The sequence below is a fragment of the Rhodococcus sp. NPDC058521 genome, assembly GCF_042719695.1.
Lineage (GTDB): Bacteria > Actinomycetota > Actinomycetes > Mycobacteriales > Mycobacteriaceae > Rhodococcus_F.
Genome location: NZ_JBHXNL010000013.1, coordinates 59,774 through 86,058, shown reverse-complemented (window position 1 = coordinate 86,058; position 26,285 = coordinate 59,774). Strand labels below are relative to the sequence as shown.

25 protein-coding genes and 2 pseudogenes are annotated in these 26,285 nt (G+C 62.5%); 10 read left to right on the top strand and 17 right to left on the bottom strand.

Annotated features, from left to right (window positions below; genetic code table 11):
• Nucleotides 1-236: 236 nt before the first annotated feature.
• The 9 genes and pseudogenes from gyrB to dnaA form a co-directional block, all read right to left on the bottom strand.
• Entirely contained in the window at nt 237-2,282 is a 2,046-nt protein-coding gene (gene gyrB, locus ACFWO3_RS18115) for a DNA topoisomerase (ATP-hydrolyzing) subunit B (protein WP_378580265.1), read from the bottom strand.
• Nucleotides 2,283-2,482: 200 nt separating this feature from the next.
• The gene (locus ACFWO3_RS18110) at nt 2,483-3,385 is read right to left on the bottom strand and encodes an alpha/beta fold hydrolase (RefSeq protein WP_378580263.1); all 903 of its coding nucleotides are present in this window, start codon (nt 3,383-3,385) and stop codon (nt 2,483-2,485) included.
• A gap of 50 nt (nt 3,386-3,435) precedes the next feature.
• Nucleotides 3,436-4,547, bottom strand: a pseudogene (locus ACFWO3_RS18105) (PDR/VanB family oxidoreductase).
• Nucleotides 4,544-5,452, bottom strand: coding sequence for a metal-dependent hydrolase (locus ACFWO3_RS18100; protein WP_378580261.1), 909 nt, complete (start codon nt 5,450-5,452; stop codon nt 4,544-4,546). The pseudogene ACFWO3_RS18105 and the gene ACFWO3_RS18100 overlap by 4 nt, the downstream one beginning before the upstream one ends.
• Nucleotides 5,453-5,551: 99 nt before the next feature.
• Nucleotides 5,552-6,103: a DUF721 family protein gene (locus tag ACFWO3_RS18095; protein ID WP_378580258.1), complete on the bottom strand. Its 552-nt coding sequence runs from the start codon at nt 6,101-6,103 to the stop codon at nt 5,552-5,554.
• Nucleotides 6,096-7,325, bottom strand: a complete 1,230-nt coding sequence (gene recF, locus ACFWO3_RS18090) for a DNA replication/repair protein RecF (protein WP_378580256.1) — start codon at nt 7,323-7,325, stop codon at nt 6,096-6,098. Before recF ends, ACFWO3_RS18095 begins: the two co-directional genes overlap by 8 nt.
• Entirely contained in the window at nt 7,326-8,225 is a 900-nt protein-coding gene (gnd, locus tag ACFWO3_RS18085; protein ID WP_378580254.1) for a phosphogluconate dehydrogenase (NAD(+)-dependent, decarboxylating), read from the bottom strand.
• 40 nt (nt 8,226-8,265) lie between these two features.
• Nucleotides 8,266-9,450 (bottom strand): DNA polymerase III subunit beta, encoded by a 1,185-nt coding sequence (gene dnaN / locus ACFWO3_RS18080; RefSeq protein ID WP_378580252.1) that lies wholly within the window; start codon nt 9,448-9,450, stop codon nt 8,266-8,268.
• 593 nt (nt 9,451-10,043) lie between these two features.
• Nucleotides 10,044-11,663: a chromosomal replication initiator protein DnaA gene (dnaA, locus tag ACFWO3_RS18075; RefSeq protein ID WP_378580250.1), complete on the bottom strand. Its 1,620-nt coding sequence runs from the start codon at nt 11,661-11,663 to the stop codon at nt 10,044-10,046.
• Between the two features lie 722 nt (nt 11,664-12,385).
• Between dnaA and rpmH the strand changes: the two genes are divergently transcribed.
• Genes rpmH through ACFWO3_RS18050 form a run of 5 tightly spaced genes read left to right on the top strand, consistent with a single transcriptional unit; the run spans nt 12,386 to nt 14,914 of the window.
• Entirely contained in the window at nt 12,386-12,529 is a 144-nt protein-coding gene (gene rpmH, locus ACFWO3_RS18070; protein ID WP_378580248.1) for a 50S ribosomal protein L34, read from the top strand.
• 27 nt (nt 12,530-12,556) lie between these two features.
• Complete coding sequence (gene rnpA, locus ACFWO3_RS18065; RefSeq protein ID WP_378580246.1) at nt 12,557-12,934, top strand: ribonuclease P protein component; 378 nt, start codon at nt 12,557-12,559, stop codon at nt 12,932-12,934.
• Complete coding sequence (gene yidD, locus ACFWO3_RS18060; RefSeq protein ID WP_378580244.1) at nt 12,931-13,248, top strand: membrane protein insertion efficiency factor YidD; 318 nt, start codon at nt 12,931-12,933, stop codon at nt 13,246-13,248. The genes rnpA and yidD overlap by 4 nt, the downstream gene beginning before the upstream one ends.
• Nucleotides 13,249-13,252: 4 nt before the next feature.
• Nucleotides 13,253-14,356 (top strand): membrane protein insertase YidC, encoded by a 1,104-nt coding sequence (gene yidC / locus ACFWO3_RS18055; protein WP_378580242.1) that lies wholly within the window; start codon nt 13,253-13,255, stop codon nt 14,354-14,356.
• A 21-nt stretch (nt 14,357-14,377) separates the two neighbouring features.
• Nucleotides 14,378-14,914: a protein jag gene (locus ACFWO3_RS18050; protein ID WP_378580240.1), complete on the top strand. Its 537-nt coding sequence runs from the start codon at nt 14,378-14,380 to the stop codon at nt 14,912-14,914.
• Nucleotides 14,915-15,127: 213 nt separating this feature from the next.
• Here ACFWO3_RS18050 and ACFWO3_RS18045 read toward each other — a convergent pair whose 3' ends face one another.
• Entirely contained in the window at nt 15,128-16,033 is a 906-nt protein-coding gene (locus ACFWO3_RS18045; RefSeq protein ID WP_378580238.1) for a VOC family protein, read from the bottom strand.
• A gap of 417 nt (nt 16,034-16,450) precedes the next feature.
• Between ACFWO3_RS18045 and rsmG the strand changes: the two genes are divergently transcribed.
• The 4 genes from rsmG (at nt 16,451) to ACFWO3_RS18025 (ending at nt 20,152) form a co-directional block, all read left to right on the top strand.
• Nucleotides 16,451-17,134, top strand: coding sequence for a 16S rRNA (guanine(527)-N(7))-methyltransferase RsmG (rsmG, locus tag ACFWO3_RS18040; RefSeq protein ID WP_378580236.1), 684 nt, complete (start codon nt 16,451-16,453; stop codon nt 17,132-17,134).
• Nucleotides 17,135-17,194: 60 nt separating this feature from the next.
• Nucleotides 17,195-18,199 carry a ParA family protein gene (locus ACFWO3_RS18035; protein ID WP_378580234.1) on the top strand — a complete coding sequence of 335 codons (1,005 nt, stop codon included), beginning with the start codon at nt 17,195-17,197 and terminating at the stop codon, nt 18,197-18,199.
• Nucleotides 18,196-19,290 (top strand): ParB/RepB/Spo0J family partition protein, encoded by a 1,095-nt coding sequence (locus ACFWO3_RS18030; RefSeq protein ID WP_378580232.1) that lies wholly within the window; start codon nt 18,196-18,198, stop codon nt 19,288-19,290. The genes ACFWO3_RS18035 and ACFWO3_RS18030 overlap by 4 nt, the downstream gene beginning before the upstream one ends.
• Nucleotides 19,291-19,372: 82 nt before the next feature.
• Entirely contained in the window at nt 19,373-20,152 is a 780-nt protein-coding gene (locus ACFWO3_RS18025; protein ID WP_378580230.1) for a GNAT family N-acetyltransferase, read from the top strand.
• Here the strand turns inward: ACFWO3_RS18025 and ACFWO3_RS18020 are convergent.
• The 5 genes from ACFWO3_RS18020 to ACFWO3_RS18000 form a co-directional block, all read right to left on the bottom strand.
• Nucleotides 20,100-21,299, bottom strand: a complete 1,200-nt coding sequence (locus tag ACFWO3_RS18020) for an N-acetylmuramoyl-L-alanine amidase (protein WP_378580228.1) — start codon at nt 21,297-21,299, stop codon at nt 20,100-20,102. The genes ACFWO3_RS18025 and ACFWO3_RS18020 overlap by 53 nt on opposite strands.
• Nucleotides 21,300-21,451: 152 nt before the next feature.
• On the bottom strand, nt 21,452-21,775 hold the full coding sequence (trxA, locus tag ACFWO3_RS18015) for a thioredoxin (protein WP_378580226.1): 324 nt from the start codon (nt 21,773-21,775) through the stop codon (nt 21,452-21,454).
• 30 nt (nt 21,776-21,805) lie between these two features.
• Nucleotides 21,806-22,789: a thioredoxin-disulfide reductase gene (gene trxB / locus ACFWO3_RS18010; RefSeq protein ID WP_378580224.1), complete on the bottom strand. Its 984-nt coding sequence runs from the start codon at nt 22,787-22,789 to the stop codon at nt 21,806-21,808.
• 86 nt (nt 22,790-22,875) lie between these two features.
• Nucleotides 22,876-24,072, bottom strand: a complete 1,197-nt coding sequence (gene nox / locus ACFWO3_RS18005; protein WP_378580222.1) for a 4,4'-dithiodibutanoate disulfide reductase — start codon at nt 24,070-24,072, stop codon at nt 22,876-22,878.
• Nucleotides 24,069-24,461: an NAD-dependent epimerase/dehydratase family protein gene (locus ACFWO3_RS18000; protein WP_378580220.1), complete on the bottom strand. Its 393-nt coding sequence runs from the start codon at nt 24,459-24,461 to the stop codon at nt 24,069-24,071. The genes nox and ACFWO3_RS18000 overlap by 4 nt, the downstream gene beginning before the upstream one ends.
• A 62-nt stretch (nt 24,462-24,523) precedes the next feature.
• Between ACFWO3_RS18000 and ACFWO3_RS17995 the strand changes: the two are divergent.
• Nucleotides 24,524-24,849 (top strand): annotated as a pseudogene (locus ACFWO3_RS17995) (TetR/AcrR family transcriptional regulator); the annotation flags it as partial.
• A 2-nt stretch (nt 24,850-24,851) separates the two neighbouring features.
• Here ACFWO3_RS17995 and ACFWO3_RS17990 read toward each other — a convergent pair.
• Together ACFWO3_RS17990 and sigM are read right to left on the bottom strand one after the other, a co-directional pair.
• Entirely contained in the window at nt 24,852-25,583 is a 732-nt protein-coding gene (locus ACFWO3_RS17990) for a hypothetical protein (RefSeq protein ID WP_378580218.1), read from the bottom strand.
• An 82-nt stretch (nt 25,584-25,665) separates the two neighbouring features.
• A complete protein-coding gene (gene sigM / locus ACFWO3_RS17985; protein ID WP_378580216.1) occupies nt 25,666-26,259 on the bottom strand; it encodes an RNA polymerase sigma factor SigM in 594 nt (197 codons plus the stop codon).
• Between the last annotated feature and the right edge of the window lie 26 nt (nt 26,260-26,285).

The window sequence follows — 26,285 nt, the reverse complement described above, 5'->3', positions numbered from 1 at the left end:
AACGAAGAAGGTAACGACTTCATCACGTTGTGTGTGGTCATGTTCTTACCACAGAAGCGGTCGATATCTTACTTTCGAGTAACCTCAGCATCTCGCTACTCACCGGTAACAGAGGCCACAGCGGCGATCGACAACGGTACACATCATTCGCAGCCGACCCAAGGCTCGGTTGAAAATTGAATTTGGTTGCGCGACGTGGGCAAATACTCCGCTAACGCCGTGCGCAACGAATCCGATCAGACGTCCAAGAAGCGAACATCCTTCGCATTACGAGTGATGAAGCTGCGGCGGGCCTCCACGTCCTCCCCCATGAGAACGCTGAACAGCTCGTCGGCCGCGGCAGCGTCGTCGAGAGTGACGAGACGAAGGACGCGAACTTCCGGGTCCATCGTGGTTTCCCACAGCTCCTTGGCGTTCATCTCACCCAGACCCTTGTATCGCTGGATTCCGTCGTCCTTGTTGATCTTCTTGCCGGACTCGAGGCCGGCCTTGACCAACGCATCCCGCTCACGGTCGGAGTACGCGAACTCGGGCTCCGCACCACGCTGCCACTTGAGCTTGTACAGCGGCGGCTGGGCGAGGTAAACGTGACCGTGCTCGACCAGCGGACGCATGAAACGGAACAGCAACGTCAGCAGCAGAGTCGCGATGTGCTGGCCGTCGACGTCGGCGTCCGCCATCAGGACGATCTTGTGATAGCGCAGCTTCGCGATGTCGAACTCGTCGTGAATACCGGTGCCGAACGCCGTGATGATCGACTGAACTTCGTTGTTCTTGAGGACGCGGTCGATACGCGCCTTCTCGACGTTGATGATCTTGCCTCGCAGCGGCAGAATCGCCTGGTACATCGAGTCACGGCCGGACTTCGCCGAACCACCTGCGGAGTCGCCCTCCACGATGTAGATCTCGGACTTGCTCGGATCGTTCGAGCGGCAGTCCGCGAGCTTACCGGGCAGTCCGCCCAGGTCGGTGGCACTCTTACGGCGCACCAACTCTCGCGCCTTGCGAGCCGCGACGCGAGCCTGCGCCGACGACACCGCCTTCTGCACGATCGTTTTCGCGTCGGCGGGATTCGCCTCGAACCAGTGCTGCAGGTGCTCGTTGCTGGCCTTCTGCACGAAGGATCGGACCTCGGTGTTGCCGAGCTTCGTCTTGGTCTGTCCCTCGAACTGCGGCTCCCCGACCTTCACGGAGATGATCGCGGCGAGACCCTCACGGATGTCGTCGCCGGTGAGCTTCGGGTCCTTGTCCTTGAGCAGCTTCTTGTCGAGCGCGTACTTGTTGACCGTGGCCGTCAGCGCGGACCGGAAGCCCTCTTCGTGGGTACCACCCTCGTGGGTGTTGATGGTGTTGGCGAAGGTGTGCACCGACTCCGAGTAGCCGGAATTCCACTGCATGGCGATCTCGAGGTCGTGCCCGGTGCCCTTGGCCGTGAAACCGACGACCGAGTTGTGAATCGGCTGTTTGGTGCGGTTGATGTGACGGACGTAGTCCTCGAGTCCACCCGGGTAGTGGTAGACGCGGGTCTTCACCTTGTGCACCGCGGGCGCGGCCGCCTCGGCGTCTTCCTCCTCCGCTGTCTTCGGAGCGTCGGCCACCTGGCTGACGTCCTCCTCCGTCACCTCTTCAGGTGTGACGCGCTCGTCCGTGAGGGTGATGGTGAGTCCCTTGTTGAGGAACGCCATCTCCTGCAAGCGCCTCGCCACGGTCTCGAAGTTGTAATCGGTGGTCTCGAAGATCTCGTCGTCCGCCCAAAAACGGACAGTCGTCCCCGTTTCCTTGGTCGCCTCGCCCTTGACCAGCTCACCGGGCTTGGATTCGAGGTACGTCTGCGACCAGTGATGGCCGTCGACGTCTATCTCGACCTCGAGCTTCGAGGAGAGCGCGTTCACGACGGAGATACCCACGCCGTGCAGACCACCGGACACCGCATAGGAGTCGGAGTCGAACTTGCCGCCGGCGTGCAGCTGCGTCAGCACGACCTCGACGGTGGGAGCTCCGGAAGCGTGCATGCCCACCGGGATACCGCGGCCGTCGTCGACGACCTGGATGCCGCCGTCCTCGAGGATGGTGACCTCGACCTTGCTGGCGTATCCCGCCATGGCCTCGTCGACGGAGTTGTCGACAACTTCCCAGATCAGATGGTGCAGACCGCGCTCACCGGTCGAACCGATGTACATGCCCGGACGCTTCCGAACCGCTTCGAGCCCCTCGAGAACGGTGATGGACGAGGCATCGTAGTCCTTCTTGGACGAGCTCTTTTCCGACTTCTGGGCAGCCACGAGTGGGTAGCCCTCCTTCTACGTCCGATCGTCGACACAGCCGACGAGCCGACCCTGTACGGGCCCTTGATGGTCACGGGTGTCGGCAGTGTGCCGCTACATGTCACTGACAGCTTACTGGTACCCCGAGTGGCGAGCGGTGCTACGACACCCCTGAGAGGCCCGTAGGCGAATCTTCTCGCAACTCCGAGGGTCAAAAGCTACGCGGATTCACTCCGGTGACGGTCCGATTCGACGGATTCGATGAAATCGGCGGCGAGACGTGCAATGTCGTCCGCATGGGACAGCGGCGACCAGTGTCCGGCATCGAGACTGTTCCTGCGCAGGTGAGGGGCCCATTCTTCGGCATCCTCGTACCCGGCCGGCCGCACAGCCTTGTCGCGTCGATTCAATATCAACTGCACCGGAACGTTCGTACGCCGAACACGCGGCGACTTCAGCCGCGGACGAATGTTGGCTCGATATCTCTTCAGCCCGTTCACCATGTCCCGCGACAGTGTGGGTGCGGGACGAACCACCTGCGGATCCAAACCGTCGAAGAAGCCCAGAAATCGAGGCCAGTGCTTCGAGAACCAAAGTTCGAGCGGCAGCCTCGCAACCCCTGGAATCTGAAATGCAACCGTGTACGCCGAGGCCACAACCTGCGACAACGGCCCGCCGAATCGACGTTCGGCGATCCGGCGGCGTCCCCACGTCGCAAGGTGGTCCAGGTTTGGCCCGGAAATCGACGTGAAGGAAAGAATTCGGTCCCGAGCGGCAGGTTCGCAGACGGCCTCCCATGCCTCCACCGACCCCCAGTCGTGCGCCAGGACGTGGACGGGCTCGTGCGGACTCACCGCATCGATGACCGCGAACAGGTCGGTCGCCAGCGCCTCGAGGCGGTATGCCTCCGTGCGTTCGGGAACGGTGCTGGCGCCCGCGCCGCGAGTGTCGTACGACACGAGTCGGAAGTCTCTCGCCAGATGCTGCGACACACCCGCCCACAGTTCGTGGGTGTCCGGCCAGCCGTGCACCATCACGACCGTGGGGCCGTCGGGGTTGCCGCTCTCGAACACGGCCAGATCGATCGAGCCGTTGGGCACGGTTCGTTGGACAGTCGTCATCGTCGGTTCCTCACCCTCGTACTCGAACCCTTGTACTCACAGAACTGTGCTCACAGATCGAGAACGAGGCGTCCGCCGTCTGCACGCGACACGCAGATCAGCATCTCGTCCTTTTGCTCTTCGCTCGTCAGTCGGGTCTCGCGGTGCTCCGGGGTTCCCGAGAGAACTCGCACTCGGCACGTCCCGCAGAAGCCTTGGCGGCACGAATATCCCACCCCTGGAAGGGTTTTCTTGACCACGTTGAGCGCGCTGTCGTCCGGCGGCACCGTGAGCACCTCACCCGTGCTGACCAACTGCACCTCGAACTCCTGGCCGGCGATGATCGGCGGCTCACCGAAACGCTCGAAATGCAATGCTGCGGAGCGCGTTCCGGCGAACCCTTTCCGCACTGCATCCAGCATGGGATTCGGACCGCAACAATACACCGCACCACCATCGGGGGCACGGCTCAGGAGATCCTCGGTGGCGGGAAGGCCGTACTCGTCGTCGGGACGCACGAACACCCGGTCGGACTCGAATCCCTCGATCTCGTCGAGAAAAGGCATGGAGTCGCGGAAACGCCCCGAATACACCAGCTGCCAATCCATTCCGAGGGAACGCGCCGCCCGGACCATGGCGATGATGGGCGTGATCCCGATTCCTCCGGCAACGAACAGTGCACTGCCCTGGCCGACGAAGGGGAACCCGTTGCGGGGACCGCGAATGGTGACCCCATCCCCTTCCGTGAGCGAGTGCATTTCCAGAGATCCGCCATCACCATCCGGAATCCGCCGCACCGCAACGGTGTACGTCGAGGAAGCCGAGGGATCACCGCACAGGGAGTACTGTCGGCGCCGCCCGGACGGAAGGTGAAAGTCGATGTGCGATCCCGGTTGCCAGCGTGGAAGTTCCGCACCGTCCACGGCTCGGAATCGCAAGCACACGACGTCTTCGTCCTCGGCCACCACTTCACGTTCTGCGAGAACGAGATTCAGAGCCGTATCGGGTTTTGGCCGGCGAACTCCGGGCTGTATTCGTAAGCGGTGAGCAGGCGCAGGTACTTGTCGGCGACCACCTGAGTCAGACGCATCGCACGGTCGCGACGAGGCAAACCCCTGAGATCCATGGGCGCTTCGTGTTTCGGCATCGGAGCGAGTAGATCACGCACCTTCGGAACGATCATCGTGATGCCGCCCGTGCTGCTGGTGACACGGCCAGGTACTGCACGGCCTGCGCAGTCGAGCCTTCGTTGCTCGGGTGATAGGACCGTGAGAAGTAGGTCGACATGCGAAGCGCCAATCCGCGCCCGGTCGGCAGCACGCCACGCTTGCCTGCCGCGTAGAAGTCCGACCAGTGCGGCTTGCGTCGATGCGGGGCCCAGTTCGCGAGTTCCGGATCGTTTCGCATCAGGTAACGGGCACCGCGCGCCCACAACCAGACGATGACCGGAGTCACCACCAATTGCGTTCGGATACGCCTGAATTCACGTTTGTCGAAGTAGCGCATCACGTCGTACGCCACCGATCGGTGCTCGACTTCCTCCGCACCGTGCCAGCGCAGGAGATCGAGCATCGTGGGATGGATATCGGCACGGTCGAGGCCGTCCGCATTGAGAACCCAGTCACCGAGGAAGGCGGTGATGTGTTCGATTGCCGCAACCAGCGCCAGACGTTCGACGAGGTGATTTCTGGCGCGCAGTCCTGTCAGCGGCTTCGGCCCCAGAATCTTGTCGAACGTCCAGTGCATCTGGTCGGTGAACGGCGTCGGGTCGAGGCCGTTGTCCTTCAGGTGATCGAGCACCCCGGTGTGAGCTTTGGCGTGCATCGCTTCCTGCCCGATGAACCCGATGACATCTTCACGGAGCTGCTCGTCCTCGATGTGGGGCAGTGCTTCCTTGAACGTCTCGACGAACCACTCCTCGCCCGCGGGGAGCAGTAGATGCAGGACGTTGAGCACATGGGTACTGAACGGATCACCCGGAATCCAGTGCATGGGCAGGTTCGACCAGTCGAATTCGACGTTTCGTGCCTGCAGCACCAGATGGTCGGGCTCGCTCGACGCTTTCGTCGGCTCGGTTGACGCCGTCATGGCATTACTCCTCGTCGACACCGCACACGATGTCTGTGACACAGTTCACCCTTTGTGAGAGTTAACTGTAACACTGAGTAATAGGTAGAGCTAGTGGGTCTATCCGTAGGTGTCCCGCGGACCGCGCCCCCTGATGTGACGCTCACCCTTTCGCCAGCTCGGGGCAGTCGGTCCGGTGATCTTCAAACTCTTGACCACTCCATCTCCGACCGCAGCGGCAATCTTGGCGAGGATGTTGGCCTGCATCATCCGAAGTTGAGTCGCCCAGGCCGTGGACTCGGCCGAAATGCTCAGTACACCTTCACGCAAACTCGTCGGCTCCGCGTGAGCCGCGATGTCCTCACCGACCACCTCCACCCAGCGGCCGATGACAGTACCTTCCGAAACATGCTGCGACCAGCCACGTTGCTTGGAAATCGCCTTCGCGAGCGAGCCCAGAGTCTGCGGGTCCCGGTCGTCCGGGCCGGCGCCCGACCAACCCCTGCGACGACGCTGGCGGAGACTGCGGATGCCCCCTCCGGAGCGCTTTCCCTGCCCGACGGACCGTCCACTGGCCTTGGCAGCGGCACGGGCCTCCTCGAGAGCACGGCGAGCGAGATCGACACCTTTGAGCTCGGGTTCCGGTGACTTGGCGTCAGGATCTTCATTCATCGCCCGGTATCTCCTTCGTCGCGTCCGATGTGGCCGTTATCCGGGAAACACGGCCAGCCTCCGTGTCGTGCGCTTCGACAGTGAAACGGGTTGCATGCAGTTCCTCCGGAACATCCTCAGGCACCGCAGCGGTGATCAACACCTGCTCCGCATCGACCGCTACCTTCGCCAGGGCCTGCCGACGAAACCGGTCGAGTTCGGCAAACACGTCGTCGAGCAGCAGAACCGGATCCGTACCGTCCGAACGCAGCAGCGAGAACGCTCCCAAGCGCAAAGACAACGCGAACGACCAGGATTCACCATGACTCGCAAATCCCTTCGCAGGTGTGTCACCGAGCTCGAGTTCCAGATCGTCCCGGTGCGGTCCGACCAGACACACTCCGCGTTCGATCTCCTTGGAACGCATTGCCTCGAGCTCGTCGACGAACTTCTCCCGAAGAAACACATGATCGTCGGGTTCCGGCCGGCGAGCCGGATCGAGATACTCGGGCGGAAGGGAAGCAGCGAGACTGGAGCGGTAGCGAATCCGTGCCGGGCGGGAGGCCGGCGCCAGCGACCGGTATGCATCGGACACGAACGGCGCGAGCTCGTGAACCAGTCCGAGCCTGCCGGCCAGAAGCTGCGCACCATGAGTGGCGAGATGCCCGTCCCACACATCGAGCGTCGCGAGAGCACTCGCTCCGTCCTCGCTTCTGGAACCGCGCCTGAGGGCGCCGCCCGCTGTCTTCAGAAGCGCCGACCGTTGCCGCAGAACCTTGTCGTAATCCGCACGCACCGCAGCCATTCGAGGAAGCCGAGTACACAGCAGCTCGTCGAGAAAACGGCGGCGATCACCCGGATCGCCACGGACCAGCGACAGGTCTTCGGGGGCGAACATCACGGTCTGCAGAATCCCGAGAATCTCACGAGGCCGCCGTGTGGGTGACTGATTGATTCTGCCGCGGTTGGACTTGCCGTCGTTGAACTCGAGATCGATCGACAACTCACGGCCCGAATTGACCACGGTGGCCGAAGCGAACGCCTGCGAGCGACCGGTCCTGATCATCGGAGCGTCGCTGGACACCCGATGGGACGACAGGGTCGACAGGTAGCCCACGGACTCCAGAATGTTGGTCTTTCCGTGACCGTTGGGGCCGATGAAAACGGTGCACCCCGGTGTCAGATCGATCCTCAACGAATCCCACGAACGAAAATCCCGGAGCGAGAGCGCGCGTACGAACACCTATGATCCAGAATCGGTTTCCGCAGGCTTCACAGCATGCCCACCGAACTGGTTACGCAACGCCGAAACCGCCTTCATCGCAGGCGAATCCGCCTGGCGTGAAGCGAAACGCGCGAAGAGCGCGGCGCTGATGACCGGCGCGGGAACGGCGTGGTCGATCGCTTCGTGCACAGTCCATCTGCCTTCGCCGGAATCCGCTGTGTAACCGGAGATCTCGCTGAACTCGGGATCCTCGTCCAGGGCCTTCACCAACAGATCCAGCAACCAGGACCGGACGACGGTGCCCTTGGTCCACGCACGCAGTACGCCGTGCACATCGGTGACCAGGTCTTCGGCGTCGAGAAGTTCGTAGCCTTCCGCATACGCCTGCATCAAGCCGTACTCGATGCCGTTGTGAATCATCTTCGCGTAGTGACCTGCACCCACCGGACCCGCGTGAACGAATCCGTCGGCTCGTTCGCCTTCGGGGCGAAGAGCATCGAAGATCGGAAGTGCCCGTGCAACATCGGATTCCGAACCGCCCACCATGAGCCCATAGCCGTTCTCGAGACCCCAGACTCCGCCGGACACACCGCAGTCGAGGTATCCGATGCTCTTCGTGGCGAGAAGTTCGCCGTGTGCTTTGTCGTCCGTGTACCGGGAGTTACCACCATCGATCACGAGGTCGCCCGGCTCGAGGACTCTCGAGAGTTCCTCGACGGTGTCCTGGGTGATCTTTCCCGCCGGAACCATCACCCACACCACCCGCGGAGCGGCCAGCGCCGAGGCAAGCTCGGACAGAGACGCCACGTCGGTGACCTCGGGACGCGGGTCGTATCCGATTACCTCGTGGCCGTGCGCGCGCAGACGCTCACGCATGTTGAAACCCATTTTTCCGAGTCCGACCAATCCGATCTGCACCGTGATCTCCGTCCGCTCGTGAGTGTGGTTTCTTCGTCGATCAGCCAGGCAGTCGCACCGGCATCAGCAAGTAGGTGTATTCGCTTTCCGGCGCGGCGAACGAACCGGACTCGTCCGACTCGGGCTCTTCTTCCGTAGCGGGCCGCAGAACCGCAGGGCGGCTGGGCGTGGTGAATCCGAACAGAACGTGCTCGCTGTGCAGCGACGAAAGCCCGTCGATCAGGTAGCCAGGGTTGAAAGCGATGGTGAGGGGCTCGCCCTTGAACACCACGTCGAGGCCCTCCTCGGCCCGGCCCGCATCATCGCCGCCGGCCGAGAGCATCAGGCCCTCCGTCGTGAACTCGAGTCGAACCTGTGCGCCACGTTCGGCGACGAGGGCGACGCGCTTGATCGCTTCGATCAGCGGCGAGATCTCGACGGTGGCCATCGCCGTGTGCGAGGGCGGGAGAAGCTGACGGAACTTGGGGAATTCGGCGTCCAGCAACCGGGTGGTGGTGCGGCGACCGTCGTTCACGATGCCGAGCAAACCGTCGTTTCCGACTGCACTGCCGGAACCCAGGGCCAACTCGACAGGTGAATTCGCATCTCCTGCAAGTGTTTTGGCGGATTCCGAGAGGGTTTTCGCAGGCACGAGGACAGCTGCGGTCGTCTCGTCACTTGTGGGCATCCACTCGATCTGACGAACCGCGAGACGGAAACGGTCGGTGGCGGCGAGCACGATCGTGCTCTTCTCGATCTCGACCCGGATACCGGTGAGCATCGGGAGGGTGTCGTCCTTGCCGGCTGCGATCGCGACCTGGCTGATCGCTTCCGAGAACAGGTCAGCCGGGATGGATCCGGTCTGCTGGGGAAGTGCGGGCAACTGCGGGTAGTCCTCGACCGGCATCGTCGGCAAGGAGAACTTGGCGCTTCCGCAGTTGATGAGTACTCGAGTGCCCTCGAGGACCACGTCGACCGGCTTGTTGGGCAGCGACTTGGTGATGTCCGCGAGGAGCTTGCCGGAGACGAGCACCTGCCCGACGCTTCCGACCTCGGCCGAGACACGAACCTGAGCCGACACCTCGTAGTCGAAGCCCGAGACGGTCAGAAACTGCTCCGACGCATCGAGAAGCACCCCGCCGAGAACCGGCACCGGCGGCCGGGACGGAAGGCTGCGCGCGACCCACGCAACCGAATCAGCGAACTCTTCCCGGGATACGCGAAACTTCAGGCTTCCAAGCTCCATCGCCGGGTGGTTCCTCTCGGTAGGCACGATTGTTCCAGCGCGGTTGCAGACTCAGGAGACCCCAACCGCAGAACTGCAGTCTTGCACAGAGCAGCGATGCATAACCGTATGCCCTCGAGGGCGATCTTGAAAGCCGAACGAGCACGTTCTCGAGGACGGCGAATCGGCCTGTGAACGCACTCCGTCCCCAACGCTGTTTTGAAAGATGTTCTTAGAGGGAAATTTCAGAAGTACTATTAGGTCCTGTGGAATCTGTGGAGCAACACCGGTAAACACAGGTCGACGCCCATGCAAACATGGGGAGAACTCGAGGACGAACTCGAGGACGATTTTCGGGCGCGTGTGGACTACTCGAGGTTGTTCGAGTTTGTCCCCCGCCGGTCCACAGGAATTCCACCTCATCCCCACAGTTGTCCACAGGTGTGAGTGCTTTCTTGCAGGCACGATGAGCGGCGTGTCGTCGCGGTGTGTCGCGAACTCGAATCAGAAAGGCCATCTCGAGACGGGCCTCGAGGTACCCCTCAGAGGGCGCACCTCGAGCCGTTCCTCGAGCAGAACCCCGAGGAACGGCCGTGAACGACGAGTGAGACCGGTCAGCGCTTGGAACGCTGTTTGATGCGAGCGGTGAGCTCCTGCACCTGGTCGTAGACCTTACGACGTTCCGTCATCTCCTTGCGGATCTTCTTGTCCGCATACATGACGGTGGTGTGGTCCCTGCCGAACGTCTGGCCGATCTTCGGAAGCGACAGATCGGTGAGCTCGCGGCACAGGTACATGGAGATCTGGCGAGCCTGCGCCAGTGGTCGCGCCTTACCTGGACCACAGAGATCGTCGATCGACATGTTGAAGTACTCGGCGGTGACGGCCATGATCGTCGCCGCATTGATCTCGACGGTCGAGGAGTCGGGCATCAGGTCGCGAAGGACGACCTCGGCGAGTGTGAGGTCGAGGGGCTGCCTGTTCAGGGACGCGAAAGCAGTCACACGAATCAGCGCGCCCTCGAGCTCACGGATGTTGCGTTCGATGCGACTGGCGATCAACTCGAGGACCTCGTACGGCACCTCGAGGCGGTCCATCCTGGCCTTCTTGCTGAGAATGGCGATTCGGGTCTCGAGTTCGGGCGGCTGAACGTCCGTGATCAGACCCCACTCGAACCGGGTGCGGAGGCGTTCTTCCAGAGTGGCCAGCTGCTTCGGCGGACGGTCCGACGAGACCACGATCTGCTTGTTGGCGTTGTGCAGGGTGTTGAAGGTGTGGAAGAACTCCTCCTGAATGCCTTCCTTGCCCTCGATGAACTGGATGTCGTCCACCAACAGGACGTCCGTCTCCCGGTATCGCCTCTTGAACGCCACCTTCCGGTCGTCACGGAGGCTGTTGATGAAGTCGTTGGTGAATTCCTCGGTCGAGACGTACTTCACGCGCATGCCGGGGAACAGCCGCTGCGCATAGTGACCGGCCGCGTGCAATAGATGTGTCTTACCGAGACCGGACGCGCCCCACACGAACAGCGGGTTGTAGGCGCGTGCCGGGGCCTCGGCGATGGCGACGGCCGCGGCGTGAGCGAATCTGTTCGACGAACCGATCACGAAGGTGTCGAAGGTGTACTTCGCATTCAGGCTGCCGGCACCGCTCGAGTTCGTGATCGGCCCGGCGGGCGGCTTCGTGAAATAGGAAGGCCAGGACTCGTGAACGCTGGCGAGGGCCTCGCTCTCGTCGTCCACCTCTTCCTGATCCGACAGTTCCGAATCGGACGGTTCACCCTCGAGATCGCCGAACGTGCGGCGGCGGTACGAGCCGGAACTCGAGGTGCCCGGCTCGAAGCGCCGACGGCGACTCGAGTCGGCGTCCGGGTGCGCACGCGGTGTGGGATCGTCGACTCCGCTGTCGGTACTCGCAGACGACTCTTCTACCGGCTCCGGGTCGTTGGTGGCGGCGGCGATACGCACGCCGAGTCCTTCGACCTGTTCACCCAGGTGTCGTCCGAGCGCGTGCAGTATGGGTTCCCGAAGATCGCGCTCGATCGCTTCTTGCGCGAACGAGGACGGGACCGACAGCAGTGCGAAACCCTGGGCGAGAGTGAGCGGTTTCACCAACGCGAGCCAAGCCTTCTGGCCGCGGCTCAACGGGGGGAGATCTCCACCGGGATTCGAAGACGTGAGCTCCGCGACAACGTCGACCCAGACCCGTGCCAGCGCATTCGGATCCTCGTTCACGTAGTTCCTCCCTGGTGGGTTCGGTCCCGGATCGGTTTCCGGGCGTTCGAGGCCAGAGGTCGACCCCTCACCGGCATACGAATATGCCACCTGATCAGTATTTCCACACAATTATCCACAGATGTGGACAAACTGGGCCGCGGGGAGGGAAACGGAGCCGCGCAGTGCGGTGAATGCGCGTTTCGATCGTTCTACCTGCATAAACAGGTTGGAAGATCATGGGACGCGACCGGTGACCACCGGTCGGAACGTCGAGAAAGGTGGGTCAACCACACCGGAGTGGGGACCGCAGAGAGCACCATCGATGCCCTGTGGATGGATGGGTCGAAATCGGCTGATGAGATCGGTGACTACGAGGCGTCGTCTCTCGATCTGGGTTCATCGGCAAGACCATGCGGAAGACGCTAGCAAGGTGTCGGCAACTTCACAGCAGTTTCGAGCAGCCGATCGGCACAATCGAGGGCCGGTGGCAAGCATTCGGTCGTCTTCGGCGTGTCGGGTATTGTCTTCGACGGCTGATTCGGTGAGAAGTCGCCGGTGAGCGAGTTTGACCTGATCGAGAGCGGTAAGTACTCTCGAACAGTCACCCTTTGGTGAGGTGACCGGTGAGCGCTGGCTTCGTGCAGCCGCCGCCGGTCCTCGTATACCGCCGGGTAAGCAATTTCGTAATCGCTAGATCCATGACGCCGGGAGGCGTCGATGAACTTCGAGGAGTGTTGACCGTGGCCAAGGGCAAGCGGACGTTCCAGCCGAACAACCGACGCCGCGCGCGCGTTCACGGCTTCCGTCTTCGTATGCGGACCCGTGCGGGTCGTGCAATCGTTGGTGCACGTCGTCGTAAGGGCCGCGCATCTCTCACAGCCTGATCCCGTTACTGGGATCGGGAGCTCGGGATGTTGCCTGAGCCGAACCGCCTGCGTCGTCATTCGGATTTCTCGTCGACGGTCAAGCGCGGTCGGAGAAGTGGTAGACGCGACGTAGTCGTGCACGCCTTCGACCACGCGACGACGGACGAGTTGATCAGAGTCGGCGGTCCCAGATTCGGGTTGGTCGTGAGCAAGGCTGTCGGGCCGGCGGTGATTCGACATCGAGTCGCACGCCGGCTTCGTCATATCTGTATCGGTCTCGTCGATCGGGTTCCAGAAGGTACCGACATCGTGATCAGAGCACTTCCGGGTGCGGCGACGGCCGGCAGTAGTGAACTCGAGCAACAGATCCAGCTCCTGTTACAACGAATGAACCTCCTCGAATCCGTGAGTGAATCGGTATGACCAGCGCACTCGAACTGTCGTCCCTGCGGATGATTCCTGCACGCATACTGATTTTCGGGATCGAGCTCTACCGCACCTATGTGTCTCCGTTGAGGCTGCCCACCTGCAGATTCATGCCCACGTGCAGTGAGTACGCGGTTGAGGCCCTACGAACTCACGGAGCGATCAAGGGCCTGTTTTTGACGGTGGTGCGCCTCGCAAAGTGTGCTCCCTGGCACTCTGGTGGATGGGATCCGGTCCCAGCCCGCCGCGACGGTCGCGGAAGTTTCCACCCAAGCTGTCCGGCGAACGTGGACGAACAGAGGAGTACATAGAGCCGTGCTCGACTTCATTTACTATCCGGTATCCGGAATTCTCTGGGTATGGCACAAGATTTTCGGTGCCATACCCTTCCTTGGCCCGAGTAGCGGAATCACCTGGGCACTGTCCGTGGTGTTCCTGGTCTTCACGCTGCGTGCGCTTCTGTACAAGCCGTTCGTCAAGCAGGTGCGGACCACGCGGCAGATGCAGGAACTGCAGCCGCAGATCAAGGCGCTGCAGAAGAAGTACTCGGGTGACCGTCAGCGGCAGGCTCTCGAGATGCAGAAGCTGCAGAAGGAGCACGGCTTCAACCCGATCATGGGTTGCCTCCCGGTGCTCGCGCAGGCACCTGTGTTCATCGGTCTCTTCCACGTTCTGCGCTCGTTCAACCGCACGGGCACCGGCCTCGGACAGCTCGGTATGTCGGTCGAGGAGAACGCGAACACACCCAACTATTTCTTCGGTGTCGACGATGTTCAATCGTTCCTGAGTGCCCGACTCTTCGGCGCGCCGATCTCCGCGTGGATCACGATGCCGAAGGCACAGCTCGAAGCCTTCGCCAGCTACGGTCCGATTCCGACTGTTCTCAACATCGCGGTCGTGGCCGTACCGCTCATGATCATCGCCAGCATCGCGACACACTTCAACTCGCGGGCGTCGGTTGCGCGTCAGAGTCCGGAAGCTGCGGCCAGCCCGCAGTCGGCGATCATGAACAAGCTCGCGTTGTACGTGTTCCCGCTCGGTGTTCTCGTCGGTGGTCCGTTCCTTCCCATCGCAATTCTTCTCTACTGGGTCAGTAACAACGTCTGGACCTACGCACAGCAGCACATCGTGTTCCGCCGGATCGATGCGGAGGAACAGGAGAAGAAGGCCGCTGCAATCGAGCGTCGTACCGACAATGCGCCGAAGCCCGGCGCCCGCCCGGACCCGACGAAGAAGAAGGCGTCTCGGGCTGGAGGATCCTCGGCCGCCGATGTCGCCGACAGTGAAGTCACCGATTCGTCTGGCACGGAGATTTCCGACAAGTCGGCTCCCAAGAAGAACTCGGGACAGCAGGCGAAGCAGAAGCAGAACCGTCCCCAGCAGAATCGCGGCAAGTCCAACAAGCGCAAGCGGCGCTGATTTTCAGGAGAAGTGAACCTCATGGCAAGTGAGCCGGATACCGCAGTAGAAGAAGTCGAGACCGATGCGGTGAGCGCCGACGTCGAGACCGATGCCGATGACGACTTGGTCGAGGAAGGCGAGATCGCCGGGGACTACTTGGAGCAACTGCTCGACGTACTCGACTTCGACGGTGACATCGACCTCGATGTCGAGGGCGATCGTGCAATCGTGAGCATCGATGGCGGAGACGACCTGAGCAAGCTGGTCGGCCGCAAGGGTGAGGTGCTCGACGCGCTGCAGGAGCTGACACGGTTGGCTGTCCAGCAGTCGACCGGTGAACGTAGCCGGCTGATGTTGGATGTCGCGGGATGGCGAGCGAACCTCCGTGCCCAGCTGAGTCAGCTCGGCACTGCCACCGCGAAGCGAGTTCTCGAGAGCGGTGAACGTGAAGAGCTCCGTCCGATGACTCCGTTCGAACGAAAGATCGTCCACGATGCTGTGGCTGCTGTCGACGGTGTGTCGAGCGAGAGCGAAGGTGCCGAACCGCAACGACGAGTGGTCGTCCTGAAGGACTGATCTTTCGACTCCCCCAGCCGAAGACGCGGGGTCCGGGAATTTCTTCCTGGGCCCCGCGTCTCGTCTTTGGTGATGCTCGGTTTCACGTGAAACCGACCCCTCCCTTCTCGCTTGGGCGCCAAGACCGAATCATCGCCCGATACACCCCTGTTTCTCCCCGACCTCTGACCCAAGGTTGTTTCGTCACAGTGACAGTTGGTATCGCTGGCGTCGTCAGAACTTGTCGATCTCCAATTTCTTCATCTGCATCATGTGCTCGTACGCGTTCGGTCGAGTCATGAGTTCGTCCATGTTGGCAGGCACCACTTGCCAACTCAATCCGTACGAATCCTTGCACCATCCGCACTGCTCAGCTTCGGGGACAGCTGACAGGGCGGACCAGTAGCGGTCGATCTCCGACTGTCCGTCCGCGGAGATCATGAGTGACATTCCTTCACCGAAATCGAAGGGCTGATCGGCACCCGAATCCATGGCGGTCAACCACTGTCCGGCAAGTTGGAATTCCGAGAACATGATCGATCCCGCTACGGCGGGACCAGTTGGCTGGGGGTACTCCGCGACGGTGCCCCACCCCGAGTTCGAAAACAGGTCGATGTAGCTCTCCACGGCCTGGCGACATTTGTTCTGCGCGGCCCCACAGAACATGAGCGAGGGAAGTACGAAGGGCCGTGGCGACCCCTCGGGGTTGGTGAGAATGAGTTGCCAACTGACCCCGAACTTGTCCTGGACCCAGGCGTATTTTTCGCTGAAGGGATATGCGTCCAACCCCATCATGACGATGCCTCCGTCGGACAGTTTCGCGAACACCTCGTCTTGGTACTTGCTCGCGTCCTCGTAGAGAACCGGATCAAAATTGAGCATGAGGTTGACGGTGGGGTTGGGTTCGAACTCCGGTCCCGCATTGATGAGTACCAACTGGGTGCCGGCGAGTGAGATGTCGACAGTGACAGGTTTGCCGGCCATCCCCTGTTGGAACTCGGGAAGTCCGTGCTCGGGGTATCGGGCGGAGATCTCGAAAGAACAGTCACGGAACGTGTCGGCGTAGAACGAGGCCTGTTCCTCGGCGACCGAGTTGGACCAGATGTTCGGAACGATGGTCTGTTGAGTTGCGGCGGGCATAGCTCTCTCCTCAGTTCTCGTGAAAAGACTTTGGTTTGGTGTCGCTGCGTCAACGCTAGTTCGTGCGGGCTGGGTTAACTGCCCACTCCGGCTATTCATACGAGTGTCTCGAGCGATCCGTGTTTCACGTGAAACGGCCGAAATTCTCCTCGCGGCGCACCATGTAGTGACCCGCGACCGTTCCGTCACTGTGACGGGCAAAGTCCGCCCTTCAGTTTCACGTGAAACTCGGCAGTGATTCCAAAGTCGAACGCGTGAACCCCTCCCCTCCCCCACCGCAACCCCGTTTGGAACCGCGCGAAACCAGAAGTGAGGGAAGACGCACACCGAACTGCTGGGGGGTTAGTCGAACAATCCGCGCCGAGGGGCGGATAATGAAGCGATCCGCTTTTGTTGATTTCGCGATGTTCACGGAGGATGTTTCACGTGGAACAGAATGGCCTCGGGCCGAATGGTTGGGACGAGCTCGCTGCGGCCCACGAAGTGTTTGGCGACCGATTCGACATCGCAGAACGCTACTACCAATCCCTTGCGAGCGACGGAGTGGAACGCGGCCTGATCGGCCCGCGTGAAGTACCGCGTCTCTGGGAGCGTCATATCCTCAACTGTGCCGTGCTCGGCGAACTGATCGGTGAGGGCGAATCGGTGGTCGACGTCGGTAGCGGGGCAGGACTCCCCGGCATACCTCTGGCGATTGCGAGACCAGATCTTCGGATCACTCTCGTCGAGCCTCTGCTGCGGCGATCGGTATACCTGGCCGAGTTCGTGGAATCGAACGCTCTCGATGTACTCGTCGTCCGCGGCCGAGCCGAGGAGTCCGGAGTGATCAAGGAAGCCGGCGGCGCAGACGTCGTCACATCGCGCGCCGTCGCGCCGCTCGAGAAGTTGGCGAAGTGGTCGATGCCGTTGGTTCACGAGCATGGAAGAATGCTTGCGTTGAAGGGAACGAGTGCGGCCGAGGAAGTTTCTCGTGATCGCGCTTCCCTAACTCGACTGGGGGCTGGCAAGGTGGACGTTGTCGAATGCGGGGCCGATCTCCTACCGACACCAACCCTTGTAGTTCGTGCCGAGCGGCAGCCGCGTCGACGAGGACGACGATGACGAGGACCCCCAACCACGTTGATGGCCGCAGCCTAGTTTTTCCAACAGAAGGAGTAGTCAATGTCGGGTGGACCTGAATCCGCCGTTTCACGTGAAACCGTTTCACGTGAAACCGACCGTCAATCCGACCAGCCGAAGAATGGGGACGACGGATTCACGGCCCCCTACTCGAGTATCTATGCGGACGAGACCCCGATCGGTGCTGCCGCCCATCGAGCGAGTCAGGTACTTCACCCGGGGTCGGTGACACTCCCGAAGCCCCCCGAGCGTCGCATCCTCACCATCGCCAATCAGAAGGGTGGCGTGGGAAAGACGACCACTGCGGTGAACCTGGCCTCAGCCCTGGCTGTTCAGGGACTCACTGTCCTCGTGGTGGATCTCGATCCGCAGGGCAACGCAAGTACTGCATTGGGCGTTGATCACCAATCCGGTACCCCGTCCAGCTACGAGCTGCTCCTTGGTGAGGTGACCGCGAAGGAAGCGATTCAACCGAGCCCGCACAGTGAGCGCCTTTACTGCATTCCCGCGACCATCGACCTCGCGGGCGCCGAGATCGAACTCGTATCGATGGTGGCTCGGGAGGGCCGTCTCAAGTCGGCACTGAGCTCGCAGGCACTCGGCGATGTCGACGCAGACTTCATCCTCATCGACTGCCCCCCGTCACTCGGGTTGCTCACGGTGAACGCGATGGTCGCCGCCAAGGAAGTTCTGATCCCGATCCAGTGCGAGTACTACGCGCTCGAAGGTGTCGGTCAGTTGCTGCGAAACATCGAACTGGTGCAGGCGCACCTGAACCCCGAGCTACATGTCTCGACGGTTCTGCTGACGATGTACGACGGAAGAACCAAGCTTGCCGATCAGGTCGCGGAGGAGGTTCGCGGGCACTTCGGTGAAGCGGTCCTGAAGGCCGTCATACCGCGGAGCGTCAAAGTCTCCGAGGCGCCCGGCTACGGCATGACCGTTCTGGACTACGACCCGGGTTCACGTGGAGCCATGAGCTATCTGGATGCCGGTCGCGAACTCGCCGCTCGCACCGATGGAAACTCGACGCAGGAGAAGAGATGAGTCAGACGCGCAAGGGTGGTCTTGGACGCGGGTTGGCCGCACTCATCCCGACAGGACCGGCAGCCGCCGGCCCTGGGTTGGGTAACGCTGCTGCGGATGTGGTGATCGGTGCGGACAAGCGTCACACGCCGAGCCCTGCGGACTTGATGAGCAAGTCGGTCAAGGCGAACGGTGAGCAGACCGGCGAGGAGCCGACCGACGACTCCGCTGAGAAGACGACTGCGGAAGGCAACACAACGCCGGACACCACCACGCCGGAGACCGAACCCCTCTCCTCCCCCGGTGGTGCCGTGTACCGGGAACTGGACCCGGAGAGCATCGAGCGGAATCCGAAGCAGCCGCGCCAGGTGTTCGACGACGACGCCATCGCGGAGCTTGTCCACTCCATCCGTGAGTTCGGGCTGATGCAGCCGATCGTGGTGCGACCACTGGCGAATGGCAAGTTCCAACTCGTCATGGGTGAGCGTCGGTGGCGGGCCAGCCAGGAGGCCGGTCTCGAGGCGATCCCGGCAATCGTGCGTGAGACGGCAGACGACGCGATGCTTCGCGACGCCCTGCTGGAGAACGTGCACCGCGTACAGCTGAACCCCCTCGAAGAGGCCGCGGCGTACCAGCAACTCCTCGAGGAGTTCGAAGTCACCCACGAGGAACTTGCTGCACGGATCGGTCGCTCGCGACCGGTGGTGACCAACATGATTCGCCTGCTCCGGCTCCCCATTCCCGTGCAGCGCCGAGTTGCGGCGGGAGTGCTGTCCGCGGGCCATGCTCGCGCACTCCTCTCCCTCGAGGCAGGTGCGGACGCACAGGAAGTTCTGGCCGCACGAATCGTCGCCGAGGGTATGTCGGTCAGGGCAACGGAAGAAGCGGTCACTCTCGCCAACCGTGAGAAGGATGCGCCGCCACCTCAACAGCGTCGGCGTCCGATCCAGATGCCTGGTCTGCAGGACGTGGCTGAGCGCCTGTCCAACTCGTTCGACACCCGTGTCACCGTGAGCCTCGGTAAGCGCAAAGGCAAGATCGTCGTCGAGTTCGGCTCGGTCGACGATCTGCAGCGAATCGTGAACATGATGGAGGCGCAGCAGGCCGAGTGATGAGTGCCGATCGTAAGGACAGGACCGCCGCCCGTAGGTGTGCGGCGTCCGCACCAGTGAGCTTTGGAGGCTGAGCAGAATCGTGTCCACACACGTCACTTCGCTCACCTTGGACGGACTGGACCAACTCTCCGCCCACGCCCGCCGGTGCGTCTTCTGGGAGATGGACCCAGCGGCCGTGCACGACTCACGTGGATTCTGCGACCAGGAATTCGAGAAGGAAGCGTGGCTGTCGATGGTCATGCTGGAGTGGGGTTCGTGCGGTCAGGTGGCCGTGCTCGACGGGAAACCCGTCGGAAGTGCTCTGTATGCACCGCCGCGTGCGGTTCCCCGTGCCGGGTTGTTCCCCACCTCCCCCGTCAGTGCCGATGCGGTGCTCCTGACGACGGTTCGTCTCGAACCGGCCGGTGAGGAGATGGATCTGGGTACGACGCTGATGCAGTCAGTGGTGGCCGATCTGGTTCGCCGTGGCGTCAGGGCACTGGAAGCGTTCGGAATCTCCGACGCCGGTGACCGGTGCGACCCGAAGGTCGCCTCAGCGACAGCGGCGCGTGAATGCTCCCCCGAGGAGTGCATGATCCGCACCGAGTTCCTCGAAGACTTCGGGTTCGAAGTTGTTGCGCCGCATCACCGTTTCCCGAGAATGCGTCTGGAACTGGACCGTGATCACGGGTGGAAGGAAGACGTCGAGGCCGCCCTGGAACGCCTTCTGGAATCGTCGGCGCTGACCATGGTCGAGATCGGTGAGAATGCCGGCGCCCGCACTCCGGTGGGCGCCGGATCGAGTAGCGGGAGAACGGCCAACCGATCTAGGTGCGATCGGCCGCCGCGAGCTCTTCTGCCAGTAGTTCGGCGAAAGTGAATGTGCCCGTCGGCTGATCGTCCTGCCCGAGAAGGTAGAGACGCTTGACCGACACCAGGACGGCCTCGGCAATCGTGTCACGGGCGCGTGAGCTGGCCAGAACGGCGACATCGGACGTGTTGGTCAGGTAACCGAGATCGATCTGGACGGTGGGCATGTCCGTGAGACGCAGAAGGTCCCAGGTGCGGCCATGAGTTCGGCAGTCCTGCAGGCGAGTTCGAGCCACGATCTCTCGCTGAATGAAGCCACTGAGAACTTGTCCGATCATCGAGGTCGAGCCGTGCGAGTTGCCGAAGTGGAAACTCGCGATGCCGTTTGCTGCCGGGCTGGAACTGCACGCACACCGCAGCGATATCATCAGGTCGGCGTCGAATGCGTTCGACGTGGACGCGCGCTCTGCCTCCGACGGGTTCGATCCGAAGGGGCGCGACAGGAACGTCTCCATGCCCGTGGCTGCCATCCGCCCCTCGAGACGGCTCGCGAGATCCCAGAGAATCTCGGCTTCGGAGATGGCGCCCTCGGGCCCCTGAACGATTGCACCGGTGGCTTCGCCGCCCAGTCCGGGGTCGATGACGATGCGCTTGCCGCTCAACTGTGGGCCGGACCGGCGAACCAGTTCTTCCTCGCTGATGGCATGCGGGGAACCACCCGTGACCCGGGTTCCGAGGAGTTCGAGTGAACGAAGAGTGGCAGGACCGCAGATGCCGTCGGAGGCGATACCGATCTCACGCTGGAAGGACGTAAGGGAGGCGTGGGTGTGTGGTCCGAAGAATCCGTCCACGCGGCCGACGTAGAAGCCGAGGTCCTGAAGGCGGGTCTGCAGGGTGGCCACGTCGTCGCCGTACAGCGGCGCGGACAGCTGGTAGATGAGCGTACGAGCGCCGAGGCGGTAGGACGCTTCCTTGATGGATCGGTAGGTGGCCGGTCCCACTACCCCGTCGACGAGCAGGCCCCGCTGCTGCTGGAATGCACGAACTGCACTGTCGAGGTGGTGATCGAAGACTGCGTCGGGTGCGATCCAGTGCGACCCGTTGGTGCTCTCCCGACGGGTTTCTGCAACGCCGTTGTGGAGGAAGCCCAGATTCGACAAGGTGCCCCGAATCTCCGCGACGGCAGGGCCGTGATCGCCGTGTCGGAGTCGTTGCATGCTTCAGGGCCTCTCGTGCGTGGGGCGAATCGATCGCTGTGTCCGTGTCGCCGGTGCTTCACGAGCACATCGGATGATTGTCTCAGAAGTTCCCGTCAAAACGGGAATCCGGAACCCCGATTTCTACAGGGCGCCGGATTCCGGTTCGTAGATCAGAGGACCTCGGCAAGCTCCTTCAGCAGGGCTGCCTTGCCCTTGGTGCCGACGATGGTGTTGATCGGCTTTCCATCCTTGAACAGGATCAGCGTCGGAATCGACATGACCTGGAAGTCACGGGCGGCGCCGGGGTTGGCGTCGATGTCGAGCTTCGCAATGGTCAGCTTGTCCGAATGCTCGCCGGCGATCTCCTCGAGCACAGGCGCGATCATCTTGCACGGTCCGCACCAGGTGGCCCAGAAATCGACGAGGACGGGCTTGTCGCTGCCGAGAACGTCCTGCTTGAAGGAATCGTCGGTGATGGTGACGGTGTTCGACACGGGATTCTCCTAGTTGTGTTCGAGAGGTGATCAGGCGTCGACGGGCTCGCCGGCTGCGGGGATGGTGTTGGCGGTGATGTCGCCGCGTTCGGCAAGCCAACGTTCTGCGTCGATGGCTGCGGAACAGCCGGTTCCGGCGGCGGTGATCGCCTGACGGTAGGTGTGATCGACCAGGTCGCCGGCCGCGAAGACGCCTTCGAGAGAAGTGGCCGTGGTGGGTGCCTGCACCCGGACGTAACCCTCGTCGTCGATGTCGACCTGTCCCTTGACCAGCTCACTGCGCGGGTCGTGGCCGATGGCGACGAACACACCGGTGACCGGCAGGGTGCTCTCTTCGCCGGTGACGGCGTCGCGTACGACCAGCCCGGTGACGCTGTTTTCGCCCAGGACCTCGAGCGGCTGTGCGTTGGTGACGAAACGGATCTTGTCGTTCGACTTTGCGCGCTCGAGCATGATGCGAGATGCGCGGAATTCGTCGCGGCGGTGCACCACGGTGACGCTCTTGGCGAAGCGGGTGAGGAAGGTGGCTTCTTCCATGGCGGAGTCGCCGCCGCCGATCACAGCGATGTCCTGGTCCTTGAAGAAGAAGCCATCGCAAGTCGCGCAGGCGCTGACGCCGCGGCCGAGGAGGGTCTCTTCGCCGGGGATACCCAGGTAGCGTGCGGCCGCGCCCATTGCCAGCACGACTGCGTGCGCCTGGTGGGTCTCTCCCCCGACAACGACCTTCTTGATCGGGCCGGACAGGTCGATCTCGTCGACGTCTTCGGTGCGGATGTCGGCGCCGAAGCGTTTGGCCTGCTCACGCATTTGTTCCATGAGGTCGGGGCCCATGATTCCGTCACGGAACCCGGGGAAGTTCTCCACGTCCGTGGTGGTCATGAGAGCGCCACCGAACTGCGTTCCCTCGAAGAGGAGCGGTTCGAGCTCTGCGCGGGCTGCGTACACAGCCGCGGTGTACCCGGCAGGTCCGGAGCCAACGATGATGAGTTCGTGAACCGTCGACGGAGTGGTCATGCGGGCCTTCCGATAGTCAGGGCGGGTTGTCGCCGTTCGTGCGGGGTGCCTGCGTTCAGCAGGTGCACGTTCGGCTCAACACCAGACTAAAGGGTGTTGTTCCCGGCTTCGGCGTGATGCGGGTCGCGGATGACGCAGTGCGTGCCGTTGTAGATGGTGGGCATGCATTTGTTGCAGTGAATGCAGAGCCCCTCACGAACCTCGTGTCGGCGGAACTTGTCGACCAGGTAGGGGTCGCGAAGGAGTGCCCGAGCCATCGCCACGAACTCGAAGCCCTCCTCGAGGGCAGTGTGGACGGTGTCGATGCGGTTGATACCGCCCAGCAGGATCAGCGGCACCCGTAGGGCTTCTCTGAACTGCCGCGCCATCGGAAGGAAGAAGGCTTCCTCGAAGGGGTAGGTGGGAAAGATCTTGGGGCCGTACAGCTTCAGGCCGTAGCCGACCAGCTTCGGTTGGGAGGCGACGAACTCTGCCATCGGGACTTCTCCGCGGAAGAAGTACATGCCGTTGAGCAGGGAGCTGCCGCCGGTCAGTTGCAGAGCATCGAGGTTTCCGTCGGCCTCGAGCCATTGGGCGATCTCGAGACTCTCGGAGAGCCAGAGACCTTTGGGGACGCCGTCGGTCATGTTGAACTTGGCGGTCACGGCGACGTCGCTGCCCACGGCTTCCCGGACGAGACCCAGAACTCGACGTGGGTATTCGGCTCTGCCACGGACGCTCCCGCCGTATCGATCGTGACGCTTGTTCAGATTGGGGCTGAGGAAAGAACTGAGCAGGTAGTTGTGTCCGAGGTGTACCTCGATGGCGTCGAACCCGGCTTCGACGGCGTTGCGGGCGGCCGCGACGAAGTCCCGGGCCACCTCGTCGAGTTGGTCGAGCCTCGCCCCTCGCACCAGACCCATGGCCGGCGGGCTGAACCGGGTGGACGGCGCGAGCGTCTTCGCGTTGTTGGAGAGCGTGTTGGCCACGAGTCCGGCGTGACCGATCTGCGCGCAGGCCAACGCACCCTCGGCATGTACCGAATCGGTCAGTCTCCGCAGGTCGGGTATGCGCTCACGGTCGAGTACCAGGGTGTTTCGGTGAACGCGTCCGCTCGGCGACACGCTGCAATAGGCGACGGTGGTCATGGCGGCGCCGCCTTTGGCGACTTCGGTGTGAAAGTTCACCAGTTCGTCGGTGACCCTCCCCCGCGGCATGACCCCCTCGAACGTCGCGGCCTTCACGAAGCGATTACGCAGGGTGAGCGGTCCCATCCGGGCTCGTTCGAACGGGGTCGGATTCATGGGTGTGACCTTTCGGGTGTCGTCCTGACGGTGGGCGGGCTTGTCTTCGGGTGCTGCAGTGGCGGCCAAGGCGTCGCGAGCCGAACGCCGGGTGATACCGAGCTCGGACCGTGTCCGGGGGCCATGACCGCGGCATGAACCGCTGCCACGTCCCGAACATCGGTCATCTGCAGCAGCGCATCACACCCGTCGACCAGTTCCTCGACCGTTGCCTTGTCACGGAGGTCACCGATCAGCACTTCTATCCGGTCTTCGTATCCGGGAAAGAGCGCAAGGACGTCTGCTTCGTGTGGGAGTGCGAGGAGCCGGACGGTATGGCCGTCGGAGAGGAGCTCTGTCGTCGAATGAGCGCCGACGTAGCCTGCCGCGCCGGTGATGGCGACCTTCATTCGTCTACCTGCCATGAGTGGGTCGATTACGAGTCCAGTGGGTTCGTAAATGGCACGATATAGCGTCGATGGCGCGACGGTGGCAGTCCAAGGCCCACTCGTGCTGGGCGCACTCCTCGGAGTGACGCCGGATCTAGGGCCGTTCGAGGGCACCGATCGTGAAGGATGGATCAGGTGGGTGATCACCGGCAGTGCGGAACTGTTCGAACGCCCTGAAGTACGTGCTGCGACGCCGGGGCTGCTGGCAGCGATCAGAGATCACGAAGACCTGAGAACTACTCTGTGGCAAGGGTTCAGCGGTCCCAGTGCAGCCCTGTCCACGAGCCTGATTGCGGCCGAGGATGATTCACCCGAGTTGCGTGCGCGCATACTGGCACTGCTGATTCCGGGTCAGCCGATGTCGTCTCGTGAGATTGTTTCGGGACTACCTGCACCACAACCGTTTCCGACAACGAGCGCGGTGATCTGCGGTGGCTGGGGACCGGCCAGCAGGAGTGCTGTTCCGGACTGCCCGCGAACCTGAACCTGCCCGGACCCGAGAACCGGCTTCGACCGATCGATTCCGTTGGCCTGCAGACAATCCGCGAGAGTTTCCGGGTTCTCGAGGGGGCCGAGATTTCGTGAGCCCACCAGCGCCATCATCTTCCCGGGCTCTGGCTCGGCGGTGAAATCGAGATCGATGGTGTGCTCCGAAGTCGAGCTCGGCTGCGCGATCGTCTCTTCGTGCTCGGGCGGCTTGGGAATCACCATCACAGCGATGACGACGGCGACAGCTGCTGCCGTCGCGGCTCCGGCAGCGGTGAGTGCCCACGCTCGCCTTCTGCGAGGGAAGCGGATCACGTTGCCGGAATCCCCGTCAGCCGACGTGGAAGCAGACAGCAGGGCGGCATCGATCCTCGAGGCCACGTGCGTGGGAATGGGCGACTCGACGGTGTGATCGTCTCCGAGGTCCGACAGCCGGCGTTCCACAGCGTCGAGACTCTGAATGATGCGCATCGCTTCACGGTCTTCGCGTACCCGCGGCCACAGCCGGGTACTGACGGCCTGGGGCAGAACACCCGCGTGAAGATCGGACAACAGATCTGCGGAGTACGGCGGTGAAGGAAGATCGTCGGTATCCATCACCCCTCCTGTTCCTGTTGTGTCACCGGCGCGCCTGTCGTCGCGGTGTCGTAGGCCTTCACATTGTTTGGACGCGGCAAGTTCACGATCGGTTCCCGCCGTCCCGGAAATACTCGAGAGATTCCGCCAGCTTCTTTCGACCGCGCGCGCAACGACTCTTCACGGTGCCCGGCGGGACACCGAGCACCCGAGCGGCATCCGATACCGAATGTCCTTCGATGTCCACCGCCACCACGGCCAGGCGCTGTTCGTCCGGCAAATCGTCGAGAGCCTGGTGGATCATCAGACGGGTCTCCACGGCGGACACCTCGTCGTGGCGGGCCGGCGGATGGTCGGCCTCGTCCGAGGACAGTGCCTGTGTAGGACGCGCTTTCGTTCGGCGAATCCGGTCGAGGCAGGCATTGACGACGATCGTGTGCAACCAACTACGGACCGCAGCGTCCCTGCGGAAGGCGGAAGCAGTCCGGTGCGCCGACAGCATGGCGTCCTGGAGCGCGTCGGCCGCGTCCTCGGCGGAATAGCTCGTCCGATTCGCGACGTGCCACAGGTGGTTCTGATGTCGCCTGAAAAGAACGGCGAACGCGTGCGGGTCACCCGCCACGTGAGCGTTCAGCAAGTCGATGTCGGACGACTCGATTTCCGGATCGGCGCCGTCCACCCCCCTGTAGAAGTGCACCGGCGGATGTTAGCTCACCGAGGTGG

Excerpts from the sequence above, each read along its gene's own strand:
- ACFWO3_RS18110 (WP_378580263.1), bottom strand. The coding sequence starts at position 3,385 with ATGACGACTGTCCAACGAACCGTGCCCAACGGCTCGATCGATCTGGCC.
- ACFWO3_RS18100 (WP_378580261.1), bottom strand. The coding sequence starts at position 5,452 with ATGACGGCGTCAACCGAGCCGACGAAAGCGTCGAGCGAGCCCGACCAT.
- ACFWO3_RS18095 (WP_378580258.1), bottom strand. The coding sequence starts at position 6,103 with ATGAATGAAGATCCTGACGCCAAGTCACCGGAACCCGAGCTCAAAGGT.
- dnaN (WP_378580252.1), bottom strand. The coding sequence starts at position 9,450 with ATGGAGCTTGGAAGCCTGAAGTTTCGCGTATCCCGGGAAGAGTTCGCT.
- rnpA (WP_378580246.1), top strand. The coding sequence starts at position 12,557 with ATGTTGCCTGAGCCGAACCGCCTGCGTCGTCATTCGGATTTCTCGTCG.
- yidD (WP_378580244.1), top strand. The coding sequence starts at position 12,931 with ATGACCAGCGCACTCGAACTGTCGTCCCTGCGGATGATTCCTGCACGC.
- ACFWO3_RS18050 (WP_378580240.1), top strand. The coding sequence starts at position 14,378 with ATGGCAAGTGAGCCGGATACCGCAGTAGAAGAAGTCGAGACCGATGCG.
- ACFWO3_RS18045 (WP_378580238.1), bottom strand. The coding sequence starts at position 16,033 with ATGCCCGCCGCAACTCAACAGACCATCGTTCCGAACATCTGGTCCAAC.
- rsmG (WP_378580236.1), top strand. The coding sequence starts at position 16,451 with ATGTTTCACGTGGAACAGAATGGCCTCGGGCCGAATGGTTGGGACGAG.
- ACFWO3_RS18035 (WP_378580234.1), top strand. The coding sequence starts at position 17,195 with ATGTCGGGTGGACCTGAATCCGCCGTTTCACGTGAAACCGTTTCACGT.
- ACFWO3_RS18030 (WP_378580232.1), top strand. The coding sequence starts at position 18,196 with ATGAGTCAGACGCGCAAGGGTGGTCTTGGACGCGGGTTGGCCGCACTC.
- ACFWO3_RS18020 (WP_378580228.1), bottom strand. The coding sequence starts at position 21,299 with ATGCAACGACTCCGACACGGCGATCACGGCCCTGCCGTCGCGGAGATT.
- trxB (WP_378580224.1), bottom strand. The coding sequence starts at position 22,789 with ATGACCACTCCGTCGACGGTTCACGAACTCATCATCGTTGGCTCCGGA.
- nox (WP_378580222.1), bottom strand. The coding sequence starts at position 24,072 with ATGAATCCGACCCCGTTCGAACGAGCCCGGATGGGACCGCTCACCCTG.
- ACFWO3_RS18000 (WP_378580220.1), bottom strand. The coding sequence starts at position 24,461 with ATGAAGGTCGCCATCACCGGCGCGGCAGGCTACGTCGGCGCTCATTCG.
- ACFWO3_RS17990 (WP_378580218.1), bottom strand. The coding sequence starts at position 25,583 with ATGGATACCGACGATCTTCCTTCACCGCCGTACTCCGCAGATCTGTTG.